Here is a 24,233-nt window from a genome sequence, read left to right as displayed (position 1 = left end):
AAACAAGAAAAAAGTGTCAGTGTCGCCCTTTAGCTAAAATGGGCAGAAGCCTCACCCTTAAGCCCTGAAAGTCAGCACTGTAATTGTCAAATATTCTGAATATAGATGATCGGGGCGTTGTATGATTTAATTGGTTACTCGCCGCCACGGTCGTTGATACACCTCTAGACAGCCCTCTGGGAAACCTACGTGAAACGTTGGACAACGGGAAACGAGTAGGCATCCTTTCAAAGAAAGCAAATTTACCATTGGTTGACACATCAGTGCAAAAGTCATAAGCAATTCATCCTGTGTCGTAAAATTTGTGGGGTACGAAAGGAAGAAAAAATCAAATTGTCTCCGTTGGGGTATCACGGGGACATAAAACTAAAGCTCAGGAAATGTCCTATGCGATCGCAGGAGTCACTGAGAAGCCTACACTGTACAGCTTACTGTTAATGTAGGACATATCACTATTTCGCTGTATTGGGAGAAGCAAAAATGACCATAATATTTCAATTTGCCTTGATAGGTCTAGTCCTATTGTCCTTTGTCCTAGTTGTTGGGGTTCCTGTTGCTTACGCCACTCCCCAAAATTGGAATGATTCTAAAAAACTGCTCTGGGTTGGCTCTGGTGTCTGGATTGGTTTGGTGTTTTTAGTTGGTTTGTTAAACTTTTTTGTCGTGTAGGCGACGGCTTCGCTCTGGCGCAGGCACATAATATAAGAACTAGAGGAGCAGAAAAGCCAAGGTCAAAGGTTAAAGGAAACAAGAAATTTTTTCTTTTTCCTGGTTCCTTCATCCTGACTGGGCTTTCCTGCTCTTCTACATTTAAATAAGAAATGTATATTGGCCAGAAGTATAGTTGATAAAGAGGCAGTCATGGCAGTTTTCGAGGGAACTTTTACTCAAACGGAACCTTTGCGTTTTGCAGTGGTTATTGGTCGATTCAATGACCTCGTTACCGGAAAGCTGCTAGAGGGTTGTCAAGATTGTTTGAAACGCCACGGTGTAGATCCTAACCCACAAGGTACTCAGGTGGACTATGTTTGGGTTCCGGGAAGTTTTGAAGTACCTTTAGTAGCTCGGCAACTAGCACTTTCCCATCGTTATGATGCTGTAATTTGTCTAGGTGCAGTCATTCGAGGACAAACACCCCATTTTGATTACGTATCCGCCGAGGTTTCTAAAGGCATTGCCGCCGCTAGCTTTCAAACTGGAGTGCCAGTGATTTTTGGCATTTTGACAGTAGATACTATGCAGCAAGCCTTAGAACGGGCAGGCATCAAAGGTAATCATGGCTGGGATTATGCCCTGAATGCCCTAGAAATGGCAAGCCTGATGCGGCAACTGCGTTCTAACCTGGCAGAGCCATATTCTCGTAATAGCCAGTCTTTGCCAGCCTCTTTTCAAGGTGCCAGCATCGGCAATTTAACTGCGGAGTCAGAAGAACTAGGCTAAATGAGTCATTAGTCATTTGTCCTTTGTTATTCACTAATGACCAATGACTAATGACTAAAATAAATTAAGGGGTTGACAATTAAGGATAAATCTGAGATATTGATATATGGCAATTGATTGCGGGTGTAGCTCAGTGGTAGAGCGTCACCTTGCCAAGGTGAATGTCGCGCGTTCGAATCGCGTCACCCGCTTCCAACTAAAACCTCTTAGAGTTAAAAAATTCTAAGGGGTTTAGTGTTTTTAGGGTGCATTTCAGTGTTCGTCGATTCACTCTTCAATCCTGTGGACAGATCGAGTAAACAAATCGTCTACTCTCCCAATTTGAATATTGCCCACTCAAATTGTGTCACCCACTCGCTAAGAAATATAAAACTCAGCTTCACAATAGTTTAGATATTCATTAGCTTGACTACAATCTTTATAGGTGTAATCAATTTGTTTCCTATAGGGTGTATTACACTGGACTAAAGGTGGCTACTTAAATAATAGTGTTGTCAGGTGCAAAACGTCTTTTAGCAGTGAAGTGAGCCACAATCTATTTGGGCAAAGAGTCACACACATTCTCTAGATGTTTTGCCAATTTCCGCTCTTGAAATGCTGATGAGATGCAAGGAATACAGATTGGAGATAATCCCGATCTAACCTTGATAGTTGGATAGTAATATATAGTAACCCCAAGGAAAATTAGCGGGTTTATTGGTGTCTGTTGTTTATCAGCGTAGCCTTCCCAAACGATTTGTTTTAGGAGTGGTCGCCACGTAGGCTTAAAATTGTACCAGGTGTGTCAGCATAATAAATGCCCAAAAACGCAACCACTTACCTTGAAAGCGACAGATGAAGAGAAGGAAATTTTTCAATAAGATTGTCAGCTATGGGGAAAGACTACAAACAGAGAACCCCGTACTGATATGGCAATTAGGATACCTTAAGTTAGCTACATCTACTGTTTGCAATCATGGCGATATTTGCATCGCCTGTCTATCTATATAAAGAAAGAAGCCTTATCAGGCATTTACCAAGACATTATATTCTCGTAGTTCGTGTAAAACACGCTCAAGTCATTAGAACGCTTGTGCAATCTCAAAAACCTGAAAAAATCGACTTCAATACCGAATACCCCTGTCCCTGTCGTCGCCGGGGTCAGTTAATTCCGATTACGCTGACAGAAGCATTTGGTTGCGATCGCTGTCAGCAAATCTTTGTAGTAGAAGATAATGGTCATGTCCTAGAACAGCTTTCTACCACCTATCCCTACAAGCGGGCTTGGCGTTGGATGGGAAATAGTTGGCATGTTGTCCATCCCCGCTTGGGAGAAAGCTATCTGCCTATAGCACTTGGCATTATTTTCGTGCTAGTGATTATATGGCTGCCATTAGCACTGCGATTAGCAAATAGTTCCAGCATTATTGCTTGGGCAATGGTGGCGGTGCTATTAGCTATTCTGCCAGCACTAATGGTCTGGCTTACCTACAGACGTTAACTCAATGACTGTTGAAGTTTTGGATGACCACCCCGAACCGATTACTAGTGCCCAACGAGCCTATCAAGCTTCCCTAAAGTTGGGGATCACAAAGGGAGCAGACCGGAGTCGTGCAGTATTGGCGATGGCACAGGCTCTTGAGCGCTCATTTGACGACATTCTAGAAGCCAATACCTTGGATTTAGAAGCTAGTCGAGAAATGGCAGTGCCAGAGTTGATATTGGATTGGCTAAAGCTGACTCCCACAAGGCTAGAGACAACCGTGGACATTTTACAAAGGTTGGGGGAATTATCAGATCCGCTGCGGCGCGTCAGAACTGCTGATTATCAACTGGAAGATTCCCAAAGTTACACCCAGTTAATGCCCTTGGGAGTGATTGGATTTATTTATGAGGCGTTCCCCGATTTAGGAGCGATCGCAGCGGGTTTTTGTATCAAAACTGGCAATAGTATAATTCTCAAAGGCAGTACTGAAGCTAGCCATTCTAACGCTGCGATCGCTGAGGTATTGCAAAATGCGATCGCAGAAGTTGGTCTAACACCAGGTTGTGTAGAACTGATCACAGCAGAACATGGTGCTTCCATTCGGGATTTAGTTACCCAAGACGAGTACGTGAATTTAGCGATTCCCTACGGACGTCCCAGCTTAGTGCAGCAGGTTGTACGACAAGCAACTTGCCCAGTTTTAAAGTCAGCGATGGGTAACTGTTATCTCTACTGGTCGCTGAATAGCAGCTTGGAAATGGTACGCTGGATGATTCTTGATAGCCATCAAAGTGAACCCGATCAAGCCAACGCCATTGAAAAGGTACTAATTCATCGTCAAGCCTTGCCATCATCTTTAGCAGTTCTGTGGAATAGCTTGATGGAAAAAGGCTTTGAAATTAAAGGAGATGCAGAACTAGTAGAAGCTTTTCCCCAATTGCAGTTGGTGAAGGAAGGCGAATGGGGAAACCCTTATTTAACGAGGACAGTAGCTTTTAAACTGGTGGATAGCTTAGAGGGTGCGATCGCTTGGATTAATCAATACAGCAGTGGTCATGCCGACTCCATCGTGACTGAATCCTACCAGGAAAGTCGCCAGTTTGCTTTAGGAGTTAACAGTGCCTCTACCTACATCAACACTTCCCCGCGTTTTTCCCGCAACCCCTCGCGGGGAGATTCAGTGTTTCTCGGTATGTCTAACCAAAAAGGTCATCGCCGGGGATTTATCAGCCTGGAAACCTTGACCACCGTCAAGCATATTGTTCAGGGAAATGGCAGATTTTAATTAGGAGGCAGGAGGCAGGAGGCAGGAGGCAGGAGGCAGGAGATAGAAACTCTTTATATCTGATGCGTGAGTCCTGCATTTTGTCGCTTACTTAAAAAGCAAACTGCTGTAGTTGGGGTCTGAATCCCTCATGTCCAATGCCCCAATCCAATCTTAAAGTTAACAAAATCTTAATTTCTGCTTGATCCGAGGTTGCTAGGTTCCTTGTATTTGGTTGAGCAGGCAATTGAGAAATCAGTCAAATCAAGCATTATTTGTGCTTTGGACAACTGACTCTCCTGAATGCCAACTGTATTTACATCTGGGTAGGGGTGAATATGGAACTTATGGATGGCACGCGCCTGTTAGCAAATCGGTGCAGACGGCGGAGTTTTTTGTTGGGTGCAGGATTCTTAACGGGGTTAACAATCGCTAGCCAATGGCATCCAGTATCAGCTAACTCAAGGTTTTCTGGCTATCCATTCAGTCTTGGTGTTGCCTCTGGCGACCCTTTACCGGATGGTGTTGTGATCTGGACACGACTAGCTCCAAATCCACTTTCTGGAGGTGGAATGCCAGTCGTAAATGTTCCAGTGCGGTGGCAAGTTGCCCTTGATGAAAACATGAGACAGGTGGTGCGTCGAGGAACGGTGCTGGCGACACCAGAATTAGCACACTCAGTTCACGTTGATGTCCGTGGACTAGACCCTGACCGTTGGTACTGGTATCAATTTCAAGCGGGTAGAGAAGCTAGCCCCGTTGGGCGGACTCGGACAGCACCAGCTTTTTATGGCTCTATCCAACAATTAAATTTTGCTTTTGTCTCCTGTCAAGACTGGCAAAATGGCTACTATACGGCTTATCGGCATTTGGCTGATGAAAACCTCGACCTTGTGGTTCATCTCGGTGATTACATTTACGAATATGGCCCACAATCTGGTGGGCCCCGCCAGCATAATAGTCCAGAAATAATTACTCTTAAAGACTACCGCGATCGCCACGCCCTGTACAAAACTGACTTGAATCTCCAAGCTGCTCATGCGGCTTTTCCTTGGATTGTCACTTGGGATGATCATGAAGTTGACAATAACTACGCCAACTTAATCCCCGAAGATAACCAAACCCAAGAGGCTTTTAAGAAGCGCCGAGCCAATGCGTACCAGGCTTACTACGAACACATGCCTTTACGTCGGTCTTCATTGCCCAATGGCCCAGATATGCTGCTTTATCGGCGGTTCACCTACGGTAATTTGGCTGAGTTTAATGTACTAGACACCAGGCAGTACCGCAGTGACCAACCTTGTGATGATGGACTGAAACCTCGCTGCTCCGAAGCTTTTGCTTCAAATGCTACGATGACTGGCTCAAAACAAGAGCAGTGGCTACAAAAAGGTTTAGACCAATCGCGATCGCGCTGGAATGTGATTGCTCAACAGACTATACTAGCCGAGTACAATTTTAATAGTAATCCCGGTTTAGGTGTCTTCAATGTGGATCAGTGGGACGGTTACGTAGCTGCACGTAATCGGCTCTTGAGTTTTTTAAACCAGCGCCAACCTTCTAATCCAGTGGTGATTACCGGAGACATTCATTCTAGTTGGGTAAACGACCTAAAGCTTGACTTTAAAAACCCAAACTCACCGACGGTAGGCACTGAGTTCGTAGGAACTTCAATTAGCTCTGACTTTCCTGCCCAATTCATTGCTCCAGTTCTAGCTTCCTTACCCAACAATCCCCATACTAAGTTCTTTGATGGTGCTTTCCGGGGATACGTCCGCTGCAAACTTACTCCACAACGCTGGCAAAGTGACTACCGCGTGGTATCGAGCATTGTTGACTTGAATGCTTCTATTAAAACCCTAGCTTCCTTTGTAGTCCAAAACGGACAACCAGGGGCACATCTAAGTTAAGCAAACCTCACAAGTAATCAATCAAACCCCCCAAATAGAATCTGGGGGGTTTTAATATAGTATTAAATATGACTTTAACTATTAGAACACCCGTATTTTTTTGCTGTTTGGATATAGCAATCCTATCTGAGTTACAAAAACTGCAAGAGACTTAAAAAAATCGGAGAATATGGGAAATCTAGGAGTAGTGTAGACTATTCAAGCCAGAAGCGATCGCCTGTTAGAGATTACACTGAATCAATCTTCCTAAAGAATTATTTTGGCATTTCTTTGCAATACTTAACTAACTTCTAATTAAAAAAAGTGAACATAGATTAAAAATGATAACTAACATCATAATTTATTAAGTTATTCAAGCTAAATTGAGAGTATGCTTAATAATTGAAGTCTAGTTGAGAATTTAAGTAACTAGGTGCAAATAGACTTAAACATTTGTTGAGTTTCTTATACTTTGTCATTTGTTTGAGGGTTAAATACTAAAAAATAAAGTTTGTTTGTGCCTAATTACTAACTAGCAGGACTTACGCAAGTGTCACAAAAAATAATTTATTTTGCTTGTAGTAAGGGCTTCAGCCCTTATTTTTAGGACTAAAGTCCTCTCTGCGAGACGCTGCGCGAACACTGCAAACTTAAAATAATATGCCAGTTGCGTAAGTCATAACTAGGTTGTCAAGCAGGGCGGTTAAAATCTGACCTGAGCCAGTTAATAACAGCGAAAACAAAAGTAAACTTAACAAAAATTCGTAAGATGATAAAAAGAATTTTGCTAGCTGTATCGGGATTGGGACACGCGGAAGAAATGCTCAAAACCCTGAAAGAAATCCCTTCAATTCAATCTGCAAAAGTTACCATTTTGCATGTTGTTCAAGCACAAAGTACCGCTGCTACCATGACAAGTAAATGGGAAAATGGTGGTAAAATTCTGGCGAACGCCATTCAAACTTTGAACTTAGATCCTAGCGAGGTTTCTTCAATTTTGCGCGAAGGCGATCCCAAAGATGTAGTTTGCCAAGTAGCTGATGAAATCGACGCTGACTTGATTATTATGGGTTCACGCGGACTGAAGCGGCTGCAATCGATTTTATCAAACTCAGTCAGTCAGTATGTTTTTCAACTATCTTCTCGCCCCATGTTGCTGGTGAAAGATGATATTTACGTCAAAAGAATTAAGCGGATTATGGTGGCAATCGACAATTCAGATTCATCAAAAAACTGCTTAAAATTGGCACTGTTTCTACTGCGAGATATTCAGGGTGGCGAGTTAATTTTGGCAAATATTAGTACAGATTTAGGCGGTAAAAAATCGGAAATAACTCAGGTTAACTCAGACAAGAATCCAGTTTTGGCAGCCGCCGTTGCCGAAGCTGAAAAACAGGGCATCCAATCTCGTTCTTATATCAGCAGTGGCAAACCTGGTGAAGAAATTTGTCGATTGGCAGAAGAGTTAAATATAGACTTATTATTACTCGGTTCTCCAGATCGTCGTCCATCCATCGCTAAGAGTTTTGTTGACATAGATAGACTCATTGGTTCTTCCTTGTCTGACTATGTTCGAGTTAATGCCACTTGTCCGGTATTGTTGGCGCGGACAATCGCTTAAGAGGTTGTTTGAAAAGTAGTATGTTGTGATTTTAATCGAATTATTACCCCCCTTAGTCCCCCCTTATAAAGGGGGGAAACAATAAAATCCAGTTCCCTCACGCCACATGCTTCAAGTCGGCGAAGCCGCCCAACGCAGTGGCTCCCCTTTATAAGGGGAGGGCTAGGGTGGGGTAAAAAAATTTTATACATCAATCATGACTTTTCAAACATCCTCTAAAGGAGATAGTGCTAAATTAACGTTTGATAAATAAAAACCCCTACACTATTGGTGCAGGGGTTATTTATTTTATACACAAACTCTTAACTATCTTTTCCACCTTCGCGGCTAGCAGTTTGGATGTAAAGAATTAGTAAAAACACAGCGGGGACAAGTACGAACAAAATGCTCGCGATGAACCCCAGGTCATTAACTTGCATGGCAAGAAAACCTCTCTTGAATTTCCAGTCAACAACATTAGGATAGCATCATCGATGACAGAGTTATACCAATTCAAAATTCAAAATTCAAAATTCAAAATTCAAAATGAGTAAACTCAATTTTGGTAAGTATTTTGACTACTGACTGGATACAAATTGTGAAAACGTGAACTACTCAGACCTGCCTACGGCTGAAGTCTGAGCTTCCCAATTCATCGGGAACAGCCTTAAAAACTCCGCAGTTTTTTTGGTCTTACATTCCCTCCAAGGGCAGGAGTCCTGGTTCCCAAGACCCAAATTTTTTACTTGCAACATATACCTAATTAGCTTGGTTTTCGCTTATGGCATTGATGGTCAAGATATTGGGTATTTTACCAGGAAAACAAGCAGGATTCGTCATCTATAAGCGAATTTGTTTTGACTCTTCGTTTAAAATCAATTCTAGATGCAATCCTCAACCCCCGCTATTCATCCCCACCCTACTAAGAGTTGAGGGTGGGGACTTCCGGTACTGTTAAGGTTTTGTGACTACGCTAACTGAGCCATTCACTAAAGTTTGACAGGCAAGGCGGTAATTTTCTGGCTTTTTCTTGAATTTCCGGTTTTCTACGTCTGTGCGGGGGGAAAGATTTTCTAATCCTTCAACTATCTCGACAATGCAAGTACCACATTGACCATTACCGCCGCAGTTGGTCATCTTGCCAATGAATGTATATATGTCAATACCATTTTGTATCGCCTTGAGCCGGAGATTAGCACCATCTGCCGCCACGACTTCTTTATTTTCTTTAACGAATTTGATATTACCCATAACTGATTCCTCCTTGACTCTAAGCTTGGCTTTCAAGGCTTCATATTGACATGGCTTGATTCACATCTTAGTTATTATACTAATTCATTACAAAATATTAATAAATATTAACTTTGCAAAACATTGCATCACAAAAAATAGGACAGGTAGAGTACCTGTCCTATAAATTGAAAAATAGATTAACTTACCTAAATCCCACGGCTGCTTGCCAAACAAAGGCAAGTAACAAGAAGAATACAGGGATGACTGGGAGAACGTCCACCAAAGGATCAAAGATTTGGTAAGCTTCAGGCAGTTTTGCTAATAAAAGTGCTGCTTCCATGTTTGTTTAAATCCACCTATCCAACACAGCTTTCATAATTGAGAAGTATCTTAACATGGTTTGAGTCTTGATCATTTGTCAATAGTCATTTGTAATTTCCCCTTCATCTGGTGCTGGTTCAGATGAGTTGAGCCAGTGACCAAATTCTGTGGCAAAACGATCGCTCAATATTGCTTCTCTAATATGCTGCGTAAAGCGAATTAGTTCGGTAATGTTGTGAATGCTTAACAAGGTATAAGCCAAAATTTCCTGCGATCGCACTAAATGAGATATGTAAGCACGGCTAAAATTTTGACAAGTGTAACAGGGACAAGTTTCATCTAATGGCGTAAAATCTTCACGAAACTTAGCATTTTTTAAATTCCAGCGTCCGCCCTTGACTATCGCTGTCCCATGTCTGGCCCAGCGGGTGGGAATTACACAATCAAATAAATCTACACCAGATGCGATCGCGATCGCCATTTCTCGATAAGTACCCACACCCATCAAATAACGCGGCTTGTCGGGCGGTAGAAGCGGTGCTGTCACTTTTACAATTTCAGCCATCAATTCTGGTGGTTCTCCCACACTCACACCACCAATGGCATATCCGGGTAAATCCAACTTAGCCAAAGCTTCAGCCGCACGACAACGCAAATCTAAATACACGCCCCCTTGCACAATTCCAAACAACGCCTGTTCACTGTGTTGATGAGCCGTCATGCAGCGTTCTAACCAGCGGTAAGTGCGTTCAGTTGCGGTTTCTACCTCTTGGCGAGTCGCTGGGTAGGGCGGACACTCATCAAAGGCCATAATCACATCGGCCCCTAAAGTATTTTGAATCTCGATGGAGCGTTCTGGTGTCAAGTTAATAATTCGTCCATCATGGGGTGAACGGAAAGTTACACCTTCTTCAGTAATTTTTCGCATCTCGCTTAAGCTGAAGACCTGAAACCCGCCCGAATCTGTAAGCATTGGGCCGTTCCACCCCATGAACTTGTGTAACCCACCACCCCCAGCCACGATCGCTTCCCCTGGTTGTAGGTGAAGATGATAAGTATTGGATAAAATCATTTGCGCCCCAGTATCTCGCAGCTGAGATGGGGTGATAGTTTTGACATTTGCCAGCGTTCCCACTGGCATAAATCTGGGGGTTTCTACAAGACCGTGAGGGGTGAAAAACACTCCTGCTCTAGCTTTGGTTTCGCTACAGCAAGCAAGACATTGAAAAGAAAAATTCGCACTCATGCCATTTTGGATTGTTGAAGATGCGCCTATAGGACTTACACAAAACTATACGATGTAGGGGCAATTCATAAATTGCCCCTACATCAATAAAGCGCAGCCTCACATAAATTTGTATAACAGTCGCTATTTTAGAAAGAATCAGAACAGTCATCGTCGATTTCTGCATCCCACCTGGCTGAGAGTACTTGCTCCATCATCGCTTCTATGGCGCTGACATTGAAGCTTCGCTCTCGTCGTTCTTGTAGGGGGGTTGAGCGGGGAATCAACCGCAGACACACTCCTTCTTGCATCAAATCGAAGTAGGTTTCTTGTTGCGGTGACTGTTTTAGTTCCAAGTAATCAAAACTACAAACATTCAAATATAGCGCATGGTTTGCCACTAAGGTAGACCTTTGCGGATTGGCAAAAACTTCCATCACATCCCCTTCACCCTCGCTCAGTACCTTATCTTGGTGGGTGTAGATGTAGTGGACTCGACCTAAATCTGCCAGCAATCGCCGGATGTCGAGCTTATTCACAATAATGCCCGTGTTAATAATGCACGGAGCTGGTATCCTGGTGTCGGGTAGATGGTGACTCATAGGAAAATAGCGATTGAGCTAAGGAGAGCGACAACATAGCTAAACTGTCATAATTGAATAGCTTGTTTACTCCCTACATTTAAAAAAATATCAATTTTATGGGGCAATCGTCTAATAATTTGGAGTAAGTTTTTAGTTAACGAATACAAAACACAAATTTTGCTCCCTGATGGAATTTTAACTTCTTAAATCAATTATTTTTGTATATAAATTGACCCAAAACTACTTAATTGCCACTTAGACCAGCATAACAAAATTTTTCAGGAGAATATCTGATAGAAGTAAATCTTATCTAAAGTTTTAAAATTTGGTTATGTCGGTTGTACCGAGATCAAAAATATTATCCAGCAATTTACCAAAAAATGACGAAACAGCAACAGTGGTGGAAAAAGCTGCTGTTAAAGCTGGCAGCTAGTATTATATTTTACACAAGTATTCCACTACCGTATTTAAACGGTTTGGACTTTGGGGGAGTGGCACGTCTTGCTTCCCTTGTAGGATTGATAATTGGGGGAATTTTAGGGTTTCTGGATACGGGGATGGATTATCTTGGTATGCCCGTGCTAACTCGTAGTGCTTTGGTAGTAAGTATTTGGATTGCCATTACTGGAGGATTGCATTTAGATGGGGCAATGGATACTGCTGATGGTTTAGCAGTGGGTGATCCAGATCGACGACTGGAGGTGATGGTAGATAGTGCTACAGGAGCCTTTGGGGCAATGGCTGCGATCGCCTTGGTGATACTGAAAATAACAGCTTTGACGGATATACCAGAAAACCGTTGGTTGTTGCTGATGGCTGCTTGTGGCTGGGGACGTTGGGGACAGCAGGTGGCGATCGCGCGATACCCTTACCTAAAACCAACTGGCAAAGGTGCATTTCATAAACAAGCTATTCGTTCTTACAAAGATTTGTTACCGGGATTGTTGTTGTTGTTGAGTTTGAGTGGTTTACTTGTGCTGATAGATAAACAGCAGCTATTTCTCGCACTGGCAATGATAATTGCTGGAAGTGCGATCGCCACTTTAACTGGTGCATGGTTCAACCACAAACTAGGCGGACACAGTGGAGATACTTACGGCGCAGTCGTCGAGTGGACTGAAGCCTTATTTCTCTGCGTATTGACCGCTCTGGGGAGTTAGAGTGAAAAGTGAGGAGTTAAAAATTCAAACTCCTAACTCAGCACTCAGCACTCAGCACTCAGCACTCATTTAATCGGTTGCAACTTTGTCACCTTGAGTTTAAAAGCCCCAACCCCAGTTTCCCCAAAAGAACGGACACGAATAACATAATTTCCTGTCTCTACGATGCGAGTAAATAGTAAGGAATTGCTACTACCATCAGGGCCATCATCATTTTCTGCCAGAGTCGAACCATCAGGTGCTAGTAATGTGATAATGCTGTCAAAGCTTTCAGATGACAGGTCAACTGCTAAATTATCGCCTTTCTGCAAGTTCACTGTGTAATCACGGGCAAACCCACCTTGACCTGTGGGAATGTCTTTGTCTGAGAGGCTATCGGCGAGTTCAGTGCTGTTAGATAAAGGTATTGGACTATACAATTTATTTTGAGCAAAAGCTGCACTTGTACTTATGCCTATTGCCAGCAATGTAGCAGGAATAATGATGAGTTGTTTCAAACCTGCCGCAAAAACTTTATTCATATACACTTCAAGGAATTTTTCTACAAAAATAAGGTTAATTGGTCAATTAATCCACTTTTCAGTCAAAGTTTGCCCATTAAGTCTGGATTTATCCATCTTTGACGGCAGTGGCTACTGTTACTATTCCTAAGACCACAATTCCATACTGACGAAGTGTTTGCACAGCAGACCTGGCAGTAGCACCAGTAGTATAAATGTCGTCCACTAACAGCACTGGGACACTTGGGGGACGATCGCGAAATTCTTGCCCAACAGCAAAAGCTTCGGCCAAGTTTTTTTCTCGTTTAGATACCGATAAACCAAATTGCGCTTCCGTTTCTCGCACTCTAGCTAAACCGTCTAGTTTCAATTTTAATCCAGTTATTTCGCAGAAGCTTTGTGCAATCAGTGCAGCTTGATTGTATTTACGTTGCTTTTGCTTGCTAGCGTGGAGTGGGATGGGAACCACCACAGGCTGGCTATCTCGCTTCGGTGAATTTAACAACCATGCTTCTCCTAACCATTGACCCAAAGGACGAGCTATTTGGGGCTGATTTTCGTATTTCATCGCCGCGATCGCTCGTTTCACGGGGCCACCATACTCTCCCCAGCCAAACACTGGTATGGGTTCTTTCCATAGAGAAATTGGGTCTTTACGTTGACATTTTTGCAGTTGTCTGGTGCAGTTTTGACAAAATTCTTGCGAGGTTGCACGTTGACACAAAGGGCAATGGGATTGAAGAAAAAGATTGAGTAAGCCTGTGAGATTTTTAATCCAAGTGTGCATTTTAGAATTGTCCTTTGTCAGTTGTCATTTGTCATTTGTCCTTAGCTAATGACCAATGACCAATGACCAATGACCAATGACCAACGACCAATGACTAATGACTAATGACCAATGACTAATGACTTAAAATAGACGCGATCGCACCTTGTTGTTTCTACTCCTGTTGCTGGAGTGTAGCCGTTGCTTTCATACAGCTTGACTGCTTCCACCAAAACGCTGGCGGTTTCAATCCAAATTTGTTGAAAACCACGCTCTGCGATCGCTGCTTCTAGCTGTTGTAACAAATATTTCCCTAATCCCAAACCCCTGATGCTGGGCAAAAGATACATTTTGCGGATTTCTACAGCTTTTTCACCTCGGTGGATGGGGTAGTATGCCCCAGTACCGACTAACTGGCTTTGGTGTTCAATTACCCAAAACTCTCCCCCAGTAGCTAAATAATATTCCTCTACTCGCAGCACATCTCGGTCAGCGCCCTTTGGTTCCCAACCTAGACCGTATTCCGATAATACATAACTGATGACTTCAGCGGCTCTCGTGCGATCGCTTTCCACCCAATCACGAATTAAAAAATCTTGATAATAGTTTTTCATACCATTTGCTGGGCAAGTTTACACAGAAATTTTTCTGGTTCTATATCCCAATTTACTCAGCAAATAGCTTTTATGGCAGAGTCGATTTCAGGCGGTACTCTCAAAACGTGAATTGTGCCAGTGCTGAAAACAGTCATTTTTAACAAATAAATTGGCACTACATCTATATCATCAACGCAGAGTCAGATATATTCTTGCCAGAAATTGAGTTCTTACACTTCTAATTATCCACAATTGTGAGATGTTAAGACAAGGTAACTTTTGTCAATCGGTTAATCTACTTAAATAACAACTTACGATAATGATAATCATTTAAAATTAAAGAAGAAGGGAGGAAAGCGAAGGACTTCCAACAAATAAATTACTTACCCCGCTTTATCATAGTTATAGACTTTTTTCTTTGAAATTTATGAACTGTTTTAATAACATTTGTTACAGCAACAATGGCAATTGAGGATGTAGTAGCATACGACATGATATCAGTCTCTATTACCTTCTCCAAGGGCTTAAACGCACAACTATTAGGTTAGAGGCAGCCTCCGCTTCAAGTATGGCGATCGCAATGACAAACTTAAACAAGTTAAATTACAATTTATTGATTTGTAAGACTCATATTTAATTTGTGAAATAGATGTAGGAGAACCAGTGCATTGCGAAGGTTCCCCTCATTATAGCAACTAGTATTACGTTACGCGTTTATAACGCACTTTACATATATTTAGATTTTTGAAAAAGTCAAATCTGATTGATATATATTCTCAATAAAACTAAGATTTTTTCCAACAAAAAACTAGGCTTAAATAACTAAAAACAGCCCCATATTAAGGACTCTTGGCTGATTTATTTTGAATTTTAAAATTCTAAATTTTTCATTTTTTTAGGAAAATTTGCTAAAAGTTCTCCTATTAATAAATAATCCAGTATTAAATTAATCATTACCCAAGCTTAATCAAGACCACATATTGTTTAGTCCAGTATTTTATGTAACCAAAAAGTTCCTGATGACATTTTCAAGACGTAAATTCTTTGCAGTAGCAGGCGCAACTGCTGCTGGAACTTTAGCTATATCTCCATTAGAAGGTCTTTTGGCGAAAAAAGCCTTTGGTCAAATTGGCACAGGATATGGGCCACTTTTACCAGATCCCAATGGCTTATTAGACTTACCAGAAGGATTTCAATATCGAATTTTAGCTCGCACGAACGATATCATGGCCGATGGCAACCCAGTGCCTGGTGCTCATGATGGCATGGCAGCCTTCGAAGGGCCCGGAAACACGACTATCCTGATTTGCAACCACGAGTTGAGCAACAATTCTGCTACACAAGTAATAGTGCCGAATCGCTACGATCCGATTTGCAGAGGTGGCACTACAACCCTGGTTATCGGCCCCAATCGCAAGCTAATCAAACAGTTTGCTTCTCTCGGTGGAACTATTCGTAACTGTGCTGGTGGCCCAACTCCTTGGGGTTCATGGATTAGCTGTGAAGAGGATGTAAGTGTACCGGGTAGCGGACGCACGCAGTTCCACGGTTATAACTTTGAGGTTCCAGCTAGCGCCACCGAGCCTGTAACGCCAGTGCCTCTCATTGCTATGGGAAGGTTTAATCACGAAGCTGTAGCTGTAGACCCTAAAACTGGATATGTCTATGAGACTGAAGATAGAGGAGATAGCCTCTTCTATCGTTTTATCCCCAATGTGCCTGGCAAGTTAGCAGAAGGTGGCAGACTCCAAGCTCTAAGAATTATAGGTAGAAATGGGGTTAACACCACTACAGGTTTCACAGTAGGACAGAAATGGGATGTAGATTGGGTAGACATTCTTAACCCTAACCCAACTTCAGATACTGTTCGAGTGGAAGGCCGTAGCTTAGGTGCAGCCCGGTTTAATCGTGGGGAAGGCATTTGGTATGATGGCAAGGGTGCATTTTACTTCGTTGCTACCAGTGGTGGCCCTGTAAACGGTGGTCAAGTATGGCGCTACATTCCTGGTGAAGAGAAAATTGATCTGTTTGTAGAGTCTCAATCTAGAAATGAACTCGATATGCCCGATAATCTAGTTGTGGCACCTTTTGGCGATCTCATTCTCTGCGAAGATGGTTCTGGTGAGCAGTTCTTAAGAGGTGTAACACCCCAAGGAGAACTCTATAATTTTGCACGTAACGCCTTGAATACTAGCGAACTTTGTGGGGCCTGCTTCTCTCCTAATGGTCTGACTATGTTTGTTAATATCCAAACCCCTGGGATCATTTTTGCAATCTGGGGCCCTTGGAAGAGTAGGAGATAATAGATTTTCCGAGCCATTCTCCCCGTAATGAGTAAGGGTAATTTTTAGGGAAAAAGCGATCGCCTGATCTCGAAGTAGCAAATGGCGATCGCTTTCAACTAAGACCTACTCTTAATTCATAACTATTTTGTACAATGCCCGTAATACGGGAATATGCAAATTATCTTCAGTGATAGCTTTACGGAAGTAAGTCTCAGTCCTTGCGTTTCCAAAATCACTGCTTTAGGAATACTAGCAAGAAGCAAACTCACATTAAGCTTTTGCTGTAGCAACAGTTGGCAAACTTACTTTTAACCGCTTAAACATTGCTTCTCTTGCTTGTATAGCTAAACTATCATCTAAAGGCGACAGCGCGATCGCTTCCTCATACTTTAGCCGTAGCGCTGTTTGAATTAACCAATCGGCGACAAAAGGATTTTTCGGTAATAAAGGGCCGTGAGAATAAGTAGCGATGGCATTCTGATAAAATGCTCCTTCTGTCCCATCTTCACCATTATTTCCCAAACCATATACCACTCGCCCCAAAGCTTCCACTTTTCCCAGTTTGGTACGTCCACCGTGATTTTCAAAGCCTACCAAATATGGTGTGCTACCCGTCATCTCTTTTAAATCTCGCGCTAGACGTGAAGCTGTAACTTCAATTACTAAGTTACCAATACAGCGCTTAGTATTTTCACCAGGATGCACGGAAACTAAATCGAGTATTCCCAAACCATCAATCCGTTGTCCTAAGCCTGGTTCATAATAATGTCCCAGCAGTTGGGGGGAACCGCAAGTAAATACTCCCGGTGTTCCATTTTCGATTTTTTCGCGCATAGCGTCAGCTTTTGCACCTTGCAAATCCCGCATGACAATTTCTTGCTGACGGTCTTGTGCGCCACCACCAACGATGACATCTACAGTTTTAATATCTGCGGCTGTGGAATTTTGATCTAGGGGTAACACTTTAACATCGTATCCCCGCCACTGAGCGCGACGTTCTATAGTAATTACATTACCGCGATCGCCATAAGTACTCATCAGCGTCGGATAAAGCCAGCCTATTGTTAATTCTAGTTGTTGAGAACTCATAAAATTTGGGGAATGGGGAATGGGGAATAGGGAATGGGGAATTGGAAATGGGGAATGGGGAATGGGGAATGGGGAATGGGGAATGGGGAAGAATAACCAATGCCCAATGCCCAATGACAAATGACAAATGACCAATGACAAATTAAAGGATTTTACGACCAGTCAGAACTTCTCGCACTTCTAACATGGCTGAGTAAGTGGGCAGAATGTGTAAAGTTTCATTCTCTGGTGTATGCTCTAATGCAGTAGCGATCGCTTGTTTCAAATCTTCTTCGACAATCAAATTTAACTTACTCTCACTAGACTTTTCGCTGTAACGTAGACGTAGTGCCATATCATAAACGCGATCGCCACTCACTACTAAAGTCCCACCGCGTTCGACTAATTTCTCTGTATCCACGTCCCAAATCCAGGATACATCAGTACCATCGGGCGTGCGATCGTTCAATACCAGCAGTGTGGTTTTATCTGTGCTTTGAGTAACTACGCGAATAGTTTCATTCGTTCCTACAGGATTTTTTGATAACAATATCCGCACGCGTTTACCGTCAATTACTAAATCTTCAGCCCGACCAAAGGCAGCTTGGAAGGTGTTAATAGTATCTCTGATTGTTACTTCATCAACTCCCAACTCAATAGCCGCAGTAGCAGCCGCCAAAGTATTATATTTGTTGTATAAACCAACCAGAATTTGCGACCATTCACTACTTTCTAGAGTCGGTTTACTTTTAGTAAAACCACACTTGGGACAAGTAAAATCTCCCAAATGAGACAAATAAACACCCTTATAATCTAGAGAATGTCCACATTTGGGACAATATATAGAATCAACCGCGTGAGGAATTGCTTCTAGATAATGTTCTGGTTCATTCAAGCCAAAGAATAACACCCGTTGGGGTAACTGCTGACCGAGGTTAGACAAAGTTGGGTCATCAGCATTGGGAATTACCACCGTTTCTGTTGGTAGGGTAGAAATAACTTTTGTCCAACGCTTACTAATTGTGTCTACTTCGCCGTACCTATCGAGTTGGTCACGGAACAAGTTTAAACAAAGAATGATTCGCGGCTGGAGTGGCGCTAAGACTCTTGGTACAATATTTTCATCAACTTCCAAAATGGCGTAATCAGTATTTAGCGTACCTAGTAAGTTGGTGCTTTCTAACAGCGCCGTCATCAAGCCATTTTCCAGATTTGCACCTGTAGAATTATGAGTGACGCGAAAACCCTTGCGTTCTAGTATTGTGCATAAAAGCAGCGCTGTAGTGGTTTTGCCATTAGTACCAGCAATTAAAATCACCCCGTTTTTAACTTGCTGACTCAATAATTGTAAAAGTCGGGGTTCAATGCGACGAGCAATTGCGCCTGGTAATACACTAGCAGCACCCAGATGGAGCGATCGCACCATAAACGTCACACTTTTTGCTACTGACACCGCGAAACCTAATCGCAATCTATCTATGAATTGTATTTTCTTTCCCATATCTGTACCCTAGTCTTCTGGCGGTTGCTAATTGATAGTCTTTAAGTTACAAATTTAATCTTGTGAGTTTAGCGAATCCTGGGTGAAAAAGCCAGTCATACCAATTTTGAATTTTCGATTTTGGATTGTTGAGCCTTATAGTTGCACTACTTTACCTCTGTTTTGACTTTTGCGTAGCAGTACCAGCCACTTGCGAGAGATAATCTCAGTAAGCGTTATCTTAAAAAAATAGTGCGTGGGCGTAATTACATATCCAGCCCTGTTTGCTGAATTCAGCACAAAATCACGACAAGTAGTAGCTTGCAAGGTTCCTTTTGATGAATAGCACAAAGTTTCTTTTTTTACATAAACAAATTACTGGCTGGCAAAGGTGGTTGTCCAAATGCCTGTTGTTGCTTGCAAGTCTTTTCATTATAAGTATGCAACCTGCGTATGCTGGTCTTGATAATGATTTATATGATGGCAACATTTTTGTCGTTTATGCTGGCAATGGTTCATTAGTTCCACCGAGACAGTCACTCGCACAGACTTTAGCGGAGCATAAACCCATATTTTTGGCTTTTTATTTAGATGACAGCAGCGATTCCAAAAGATATGCGATTTCCATTTCACGGGTACAGGAATTCTATGGTCGGGTAGCAGAAATTATGCCGATTAATGTAGATACTATCCCACTCAAACAAACTTACGATCCTACAGAACCAGGATATTACTATTCTGGGGGTGTTCCTCAAGTCGTAGTATTTAATAAATCAGGTGAAGTAGTTTTGAATAAAAAGGGTCAAGTACCTTTTGAAGAAATAGACGATGAATTTCGCAAAATCTTTGATTTATTACCACGCACCGAAACAGCACAGCTAAAGCGACGAGCCTTCAATGAGTTCAGTAGTGAGTTAGCTAGATAACTTATGGGGTAGACCAAATTGGTCTGCCCTAATTTTTAGTGATATCTGTTACTACATTTCTGCCGATGCCAAAGCATAATATTGAAATATCTGTGTTAACAGATTAAAAAGTTAATCTATAGTCTATAAGTCCGCAAAAACTGACTAATGACTAATGACTAATGACCAATGACTAACTAGAGTGTATTCTGATGTCACAGGTTTACACCACCCAGGAACTAATTCAAATTTTGGCAGCCGAACGCCAAGCTTGCCTCAAAGGAAAACGTCTAAAATTAGAAATGACGGTCTCTGGCAATCCTGTAATTGACCAGTTTATCAGCACTGATGGGCTGCAACAGTTCACTGCTTATCAAGATTTCAAAACTGCAATTCACGAATATCAGAAAGAAAATCGAGTTTCCGGTATTATCTGGCGGGAATTGACAGTTAAAGGAAAAAAGTTGCACTATCCCGAAATAGATACTGAGTTAATTGCCCTCAATTGCGACTTAGAGATATTAAAAGCTGCTAAAAATTCCATCGTAGAATTTTGGTATGAAGTCTCTATAGGGATGGATTTATACTTGAGTTTTAATAATAGTAAACAATACCAACAAATTGCCACATCTGATTTAGAAATAATTGTTCAAAGAACAGAATGGGCAAGTTTGTGCAAGTGGGAAAATTCTAGCTTTTTGGAAATGATTTTGCAGCTAGGATGGGGTAAACCAGAAGAAGCTTATTATAAACGAGGAAGACCGCGATCGGGTAGTGAATATATTCATGCAGTCAATCCCGGAAATCGCCCCATTGGTTGATTAATGTGTTGGGTAGGAATGCTGAAAATCACGAAAAATTTGGTGGCGATCGCCACTTGCCCGCGGAAGGGAGCGAGGGCTTCTCCCACAAGCTCTTTGTTGGTGAACGGGCCATAGACCTCAGCGGTGTCAAAAAATGTAACGCCGCGATCGACGGCAGCCCGAAGCAGGGCGGTCGTCTCCTGCATGTCTTTAGGCGGGCCGGAAAAGCTCATGCCCATATGTTGCACTAGCTGCGGCATAAGCTTTCGTGTTGGACATGAATGGATGCTCCTAGTTGTTTACATTCCTGTGGCTCTTGCCAGTTGTTCGCTTAGGATCGTGGATCAAATAACCTGTAATTCTGTAGGGTGCGTTAGGAAACGCCGTCACCTACCTTATTTAAGATCCTTACTTGCTAAGATGCTGAATGAAGAAGGACTGAAGTTTGTCCCAGGGGATGAGGTTCACCCGGTCGTAAAGATCGACGTGCCCGGACTCCGGAACAATATAAAGTTCCTTTGGTTCGGCTGCACGCTTATAAGCATCTTCACTAAACTCTCTGGAGTGTGCATCTGCCCCCGTGATTAACAGCATGGGACGAGGCGAAATCGTCTCGATGTCGTTGAACGGGTAGAAGTTCATGAATTTGACGTTGCTGGTAAGCGTCGGGTGCGTTGTCAGGTTCGGTGACGAACCTTTGGGGGTGTATTCGCCCCTGGGAGTGCGGTAGAAGTCGTAAAACTCACGCTCAATGGCGGTGGAGTTCTCGTTGAGTTCATGCACCGTCCCGCCAGTGTATTTGGTCTCGCCACCCGTGAACTCCACATAGCGCTGTTCAGCCGCCTCCGCGATCGCTTTCTTTCTCTGTTCGAGGGTCGTAGAATGCCTAAGCCCGTTACGGCTGGCCGCACCCATATCGTACATGCTTACCGTCGCAATGGCCTTCATGCGCGGGTCGATCTTGGCGGCGCTGATGACGAAGCTGCCGCTGCCACAAATCCCAAGAACGCCAATCCGGTTCCTGTCAATGAATGGCCGAGTACCCAGAAAATCCACCGCAGCACTGAAATCCTCAGCATAAATATCTGGCGCAACAACGTTGCGGGGCAGCCCCTCACTCTCGCCCCAGAAGGACAAATCAAGGGACAAGGTGACGAATCCCTGTTCAGCCAGTTTTTGGGCGTACAGATTCGAGCTTTGTTCTTTGACTGCACCCATTGGGTGCCCAACGATGATTGCGGGATTCTTGGCGCTCTGATTCAAGGTTTTGGGAATGAAGAGAGTCCCAGCAACTTGCATGTTGTATTGGTTTTTGAACGTAACTTTCTGCATAGTCACCTTGTCACTCTTATAGAAGTTGTCTGCCCCCTCGACCACAGTGGAGTTCTGGGCGGGTGCTTGGGAGATATTATGCGAGGTGCGCGTTTTGTCGAGCGCAACTGCCGCCGTCGTCGCGCTGATTGCACTAATCAAGAGGGGTAGTATAACCAGGTGTTTCATTGAGTTCTCCAAATGTGTGGATTGGTTAGCTTTGGTTCGACGCGTCTGCCTTTGACGAACAATCACTGCACCGTTTGACCGCCATCGACGACCAAGGTGTGTCCGATGATGAAGGCAGCTGCGTCTGAACACAGCCAGACAACGGCATTGGCAATCTCTTCGGGCTGACCCATCCGCCCGATCGGCTCCTCCGAGATTACCTGCTTGCGTCCTTCAGCAGTGCCACCAGTGAAGCGATCCATCATCGGTGTGTCAATGTAACCGGGGGCAACGGCGTTGACGCGGATGTTCTGCGAGGCGTAGTCGAGAGCCGCCGACTTGGTGAGTCCGATCACGGCGTGTTTTGCGGCGGTGTATGCGGCTCCGCCCTTGATGCCTATGACCCCAGCACCCGATGATGTGTTCACGATCGCGCCGCCCCCTTGCTTGAGTAGCAGCGGAATTTCATACTTCATGCACAGAAAAACGCCGCGCAGGTCGATGTCTACGATCCGATCCCACTCTTCCTCTTCGATTTGGGCTGTTGCTGTATTTTTCTGCTCCACACCGGCGTTATTAAAAGCAAAGTCCAACCGCCCGAAGGTTTCGATAGTCTTGGAAAGAGCCGCCTTCACGTCTTCGGCTTGCGTTACGTTGCACTTGATGGCGATCGCTCGTCCGCCGAGTTCTTCGATCATGTATGCCGTTTCTTGATTGCCCTGTTCTGAAACGTCGGCGACCACTACATTAGCGCCCTCACGGGCAAATGCCAGCGCCGTAGCTCGACCAATGCCGTTCGCTGCTCCGGTTATAAACGCAACTTTTCCTGTGTACTTTCCATTCTCGTTCGTTGTCATGATTTTTTCCTTTAATTCTTTACTTAACAAGGTCTTAAAACCACCAGATGCGGAGATCAGTTGGGATAAGCTAATCGGCATTTAAGCTGCATAATATAAATGCAGAGTCGATTGAAAAAAGTATGCCACCACCAGCCAAAAACTTTTTAATTTTAGAACAAGTTACTCAGCTACAGCAGGCTCTTAAGGAGAGCGAACTACCGCACGTAAGGGAAAGAATTTTAATTATTCTGCTCCAAAACGATGGCAAAACACAACAAGAAATTTCTAGATTTCTAGGTTGTTCGCCCAGAACTGTTGCTTATTGGTGTATGCATGGAGATCCAGATAACCTAGAAAGTTTACATAATAAACGAGAGTATGAGCATAACCGAAAAGCCACGCCTGAATATATTGAACTGTTATTAAAAACAGTTGATAGAGAACCATCAGATTTGGGTTATGAATTTGGTCGATGGACAGCAGAAAGATTAGCAACATATTTAACAGAACAAACAGGAGTTGATTTAAGTAGTTCTCAAGTTAGGAGGATATTAAAGCGAAAAAAGTATAGTTATATTTGGGCTAAGTATGATTTAGAAGATAAACAAGATCCTCTAATTAGAGCAGAATTCCAAGAGAAGCTTGCCCAATATTTGACAATAGCAAGAGAGCAACCAGAGCGTATGCAGGTATGGAAATGGGCGTGAGAGCGGTTTCAGTTTACGTGTAATTCGCCGTAAAAATTGGGGTAAGCGAGGAAAACGCAAAAATCTTACAGGGCAACGTCGGCGTGGTCGGGTCAATGTTATGGGAGGAATCCGAGAAGGAGATCGGAAACGGGTATGTTTTTTTATTAAAAAAGGTGAGGGAGATATCTTTTATGAGCAATTACAGCAACTAAATAAATTAATTAAAGAAGAGTGGATAAGCTCTGGATTCAGCAACGATGATTTTCAGAATATTGGCCCCAAGATTATTTTAATTTTAGATAATGCTAGTTTCCATAAACGTAAGGACATTCTCGTTAAAATCGCCCAGGAACTCCCTAATTTCGTATTAGAGTTTTTGCCTGCATATAGTCCTGATTACAACATCATCGAATTAGTCTGGTATTCATGTAAGGAATACATTGCTCATCGTCTATTTCAATCAGTAGATGAGTTAAAGTCTTTACTCGATAAAGCTTTGCTGCATCTAATACCAATTCAATTAATGATTGCAACACATCCTTGGGTAAAGACGCGATGAATCGCGTCTCTACAAATAGTCTATTTGTCGCATTCTTTTTTCAAATTGGTATTACTACGAACTTGTTGAAAAACATATCGACT

24 protein-coding genes, 1 tRNA gene and 1 pseudogene are annotated in these 24,233 nt (G+C 42.9%); 12 read left to right on the top strand and 14 right to left on the bottom strand.

Annotated elements, in window-relative coordinates; genetic code table 11:
• Positions 1 to 126 precede the first annotated feature (126 nt).
• Positions 127 to 276, bottom strand: a complete 150-nt coding sequence (locus RRG12_RS30515) for a hypothetical protein (RefSeq protein ID WP_176727115.1) — start codon at positions 274 to 276, stop codon at positions 127 to 129.
• Between the two features lie 204 nt (positions 277 to 480).
• Here RRG12_RS30515 and psbZ point away from each other — a divergent pair, with 204 nt between their 5' ends.
• The 7 genes from psbZ to RRG12_RS30480 all read left to right on the top strand — a co-directional run bounded on the left by psbZ (position 481) and on the right by RRG12_RS30480 (position 7,679).
• Positions 481 to 669, top strand: a complete 189-nt coding sequence (gene psbZ, locus RRG12_RS30510; protein WP_069072749.1) for a photosystem II reaction center protein PsbZ — start codon at positions 481 to 483, stop codon at positions 667 to 669.
• A 192-nt stretch (positions 670 to 861) separates the two neighbouring features.
• Positions 862 to 1,440, top strand: coding sequence for a 6,7-dimethyl-8-ribityllumazine synthase (gene ribH / locus RRG12_RS30505; RefSeq protein WP_420761789.1), 579 nt, complete (start codon positions 862 to 864; stop codon positions 1,438 to 1,440).
• A gap of 119 nt (positions 1,441 to 1,559) precedes the next feature.
• A tRNA-Gly gene (locus RRG12_RS30500) sits at positions 1,560 to 1,631 on the top strand.
• 881 nt (positions 1,632 to 2,512) lie between these two features.
• Positions 2,513 to 2,920, top strand: coding sequence for a hypothetical protein (locus RRG12_RS30495; RefSeq protein WP_069072751.1), 408 nt, complete (start codon positions 2,513 to 2,515; stop codon positions 2,918 to 2,920).
• Between the two features lie 4 nt (positions 2,921 to 2,924).
• A complete protein-coding gene (locus RRG12_RS30490) occupies positions 2,925 to 4,190 on the top strand; it encodes a glutamate-5-semialdehyde dehydrogenase (RefSeq protein ID WP_069072752.1) in 1,266 nt (421 codons plus the stop codon).
• Between the two features lie 317 nt (positions 4,191 to 4,507).
• A complete protein-coding gene (locus RRG12_RS30485; protein ID WP_420761788.1) occupies positions 4,508 to 6,079 on the top strand; it encodes an alkaline phosphatase D family protein in 1,572 nt (523 codons plus the stop codon).
• A 748-nt stretch (positions 6,080 to 6,827) separates the two neighbouring features.
• The gene (locus tag RRG12_RS30480; RefSeq protein WP_069072754.1) at positions 6,828 to 7,679 is read left to right on the top strand and encodes a universal stress protein; all 852 of its coding nucleotides are present in this window, start codon (positions 6,828 to 6,830) and stop codon (positions 7,677 to 7,679) included.
• Positions 7,680 to 7,981: 302 nt separating this feature from the next.
• Here RRG12_RS30480 and psbM read toward each other — a convergent pair whose 3' ends face one another.
• The 5 genes from psbM to RRG12_RS30455 all read right to left on the bottom strand — a co-directional run bounded on the left by psbM (position 7,982) and on the right by RRG12_RS30455 (position 11,039).
• Positions 7,982 to 8,098: a photosystem II reaction center protein PsbM gene (gene psbM, locus RRG12_RS30475; RefSeq protein WP_084227279.1), complete on the bottom strand. Its 117-nt coding sequence runs from the start codon at positions 8,096 to 8,098 to the stop codon at positions 7,982 to 7,984.
• A gap of 514 nt (positions 8,099 to 8,612) precedes the next feature.
• A complete protein-coding gene (locus tag RRG12_RS30470; protein WP_069072755.1) occupies positions 8,613 to 8,909 on the bottom strand; it encodes a 2Fe-2S iron-sulfur cluster-binding protein in 297 nt (98 codons plus the stop codon).
• 184 nt (positions 8,910 to 9,093) lie between these two features.
• Positions 9,094 to 9,231, bottom strand: coding sequence for a photosystem II reaction center protein K (locus RRG12_RS30465; protein WP_006195022.1), 138 nt, complete (start codon positions 9,229 to 9,231; stop codon positions 9,094 to 9,096).
• Positions 9,232 to 9,309: 78 nt separating this feature from the next.
• On the bottom strand, positions 9,310 to 10,458 hold the full coding sequence (gene tgt, locus RRG12_RS30460; protein WP_420761787.1) for a tRNA guanosine(34) transglycosylase Tgt: 1,149 nt from the start codon (positions 10,456 to 10,458) through the stop codon (positions 9,310 to 9,312).
• Between the two features lie 128 nt (positions 10,459 to 10,586).
• Positions 10,587 to 11,039: a hypothetical protein gene (locus tag RRG12_RS30455; protein ID WP_420761786.1), complete on the bottom strand. Its 453-nt coding sequence runs from the start codon at positions 11,037 to 11,039 to the stop codon at positions 10,587 to 10,589.
• Positions 11,040 to 11,401: 362 nt separating this feature from the next.
• On the opposite strand from RRG12_RS30455, the gene cobS reads away from it, so the two are divergent.
• Entirely contained in the window at positions 11,402 to 12,181 is a 780-nt protein-coding gene (gene cobS / locus RRG12_RS30450; RefSeq protein WP_420761785.1) for an adenosylcobinamide-GDP ribazoletransferase, read from the top strand.
• A 65-nt stretch (positions 12,182 to 12,246) separates the two neighbouring features.
• Here the strand turns inward: cobS and RRG12_RS30445 are convergent, their stop codons facing one another.
• The 3 genes from RRG12_RS30445 to RRG12_RS30435 form a co-directional block, all read right to left on the bottom strand.
• Positions 12,247 to 12,702: a PPC domain-containing protein gene (locus RRG12_RS30445; protein ID WP_420761784.1), complete on the bottom strand. Its 456-nt coding sequence runs from the start codon at positions 12,700 to 12,702 to the stop codon at positions 12,247 to 12,249.
• An 88-nt stretch (positions 12,703 to 12,790) separates the two neighbouring features.
• Positions 12,791 to 13,468 carry a ComF family protein gene (locus RRG12_RS30440; protein ID WP_420761783.1) on the bottom strand — a complete coding sequence of 226 codons (678 nt, stop codon included), beginning with the start codon at positions 13,466 to 13,468 and terminating at the stop codon, positions 12,791 to 12,793.
• 101 nt (positions 13,469 to 13,569) lie between these two features.
• On the bottom strand, positions 13,570 to 14,061 hold the full coding sequence (locus tag RRG12_RS30435) for a GNAT family N-acetyltransferase (RefSeq protein WP_420761782.1): 492 nt from the start codon (positions 14,059 to 14,061) through the stop codon (positions 13,570 to 13,572).
• 1,001 nt (positions 14,062 to 15,062) lie between these two features.
• Between RRG12_RS30435 and RRG12_RS30430 the strand changes: the two genes are divergently transcribed.
• The gene (locus RRG12_RS30430) at positions 15,063 to 16,346 is read left to right on the top strand and encodes an alkaline phosphatase PhoX (RefSeq protein WP_420761781.1); all 1,284 of its coding nucleotides are present in this window, start codon (positions 15,063 to 15,065) and stop codon (positions 16,344 to 16,346) included.
• A gap of 252 nt (positions 16,347 to 16,598) precedes the next feature.
• Here the strand turns inward: RRG12_RS30430 and RRG12_RS30425 are convergent, their stop codons facing one another.
• Both RRG12_RS30425 and RRG12_RS30420 read right to left on the bottom strand, forming a co-directional pair.
• A complete protein-coding gene (locus RRG12_RS30425; protein ID WP_420761780.1) occupies positions 16,599 to 17,417 on the bottom strand; it encodes a type 1 glutamine amidotransferase in 819 nt (272 codons plus the stop codon).
• A gap of 142 nt (positions 17,418 to 17,559) precedes the next feature.
• Complete coding sequence (locus tag RRG12_RS30420; protein ID WP_420761779.1) at positions 17,560 to 18,897, bottom strand: MurT ligase domain-containing protein; 1,338 nt, start codon at positions 18,895 to 18,897, stop codon at positions 17,560 to 17,562.
• Positions 18,898 to 19,214: 317 nt separating this feature from the next.
• Here RRG12_RS30420 and RRG12_RS30415 point away from each other — a divergent pair, with 317 nt between their 5' ends.
• Positions 19,215 to 19,802 carry a thylakoid membrane photosystem I accumulation factor gene (locus RRG12_RS30415; RefSeq protein WP_420761778.1) on the top strand — a complete coding sequence of 196 codons (588 nt, stop codon included), beginning with the start codon at positions 19,215 to 19,217 and terminating at the stop codon, positions 19,800 to 19,802.
• Positions 19,803 to 19,993: 191 nt separating this feature from the next.
• Positions 19,994 to 20,602 (top strand): hypothetical protein, encoded by a 609-nt coding sequence (locus RRG12_RS30410; RefSeq protein WP_069072765.1) that lies wholly within the window; start codon positions 19,994 to 19,996, stop codon positions 20,600 to 20,602.
• Here RRG12_RS30410 and RRG12_RS30405 read toward each other — a convergent pair.
• From RRG12_RS30405 to RRG12_RS30395, 3 genes are all read right to left on the bottom strand, one after another.
• Entirely contained in the window at positions 20,566 to 20,844 is a 279-nt protein-coding gene (locus tag RRG12_RS30405; protein ID WP_420761777.1) for an aldo/keto reductase, read from the bottom strand. The genes RRG12_RS30410 and RRG12_RS30405 overlap by 37 nt on opposite strands.
• A 148-nt stretch (positions 20,845 to 20,992) precedes the next feature.
• The gene (locus RRG12_RS30400; RefSeq protein ID WP_420761776.1) at positions 20,993 to 22,084 is read right to left on the bottom strand and encodes an alpha/beta hydrolase; all 1,092 of its coding nucleotides are present in this window, start codon (positions 22,082 to 22,084) and stop codon (positions 20,993 to 20,995) included.
• A gap of 62 nt (positions 22,085 to 22,146) precedes the next feature.
• A complete protein-coding gene (locus RRG12_RS30395; protein WP_420761799.1) occupies positions 22,147 to 22,920 on the bottom strand; it encodes an SDR family oxidoreductase in 774 nt (257 codons plus the stop codon).
• Positions 22,921 to 23,042: 122 nt separating this feature from the next.
• Between RRG12_RS30395 and RRG12_RS30390 the strand changes: the two are divergent.
• Positions 23,043 to 24,090, top strand: a pseudogene (locus RRG12_RS30390) (IS630 family transposase); the annotation flags it as partial.
• Positions 24,091 to 24,233 lie beyond the last annotated feature (143 nt).

The sequence above is a fragment of the Nostoc sp. CALU 546 genome, from assembly GCF_048836525.1.
Note: the sequence above shows the minus strand (reverse complement) of the source record. Positions and strands in the feature narration are given on the sequence as shown.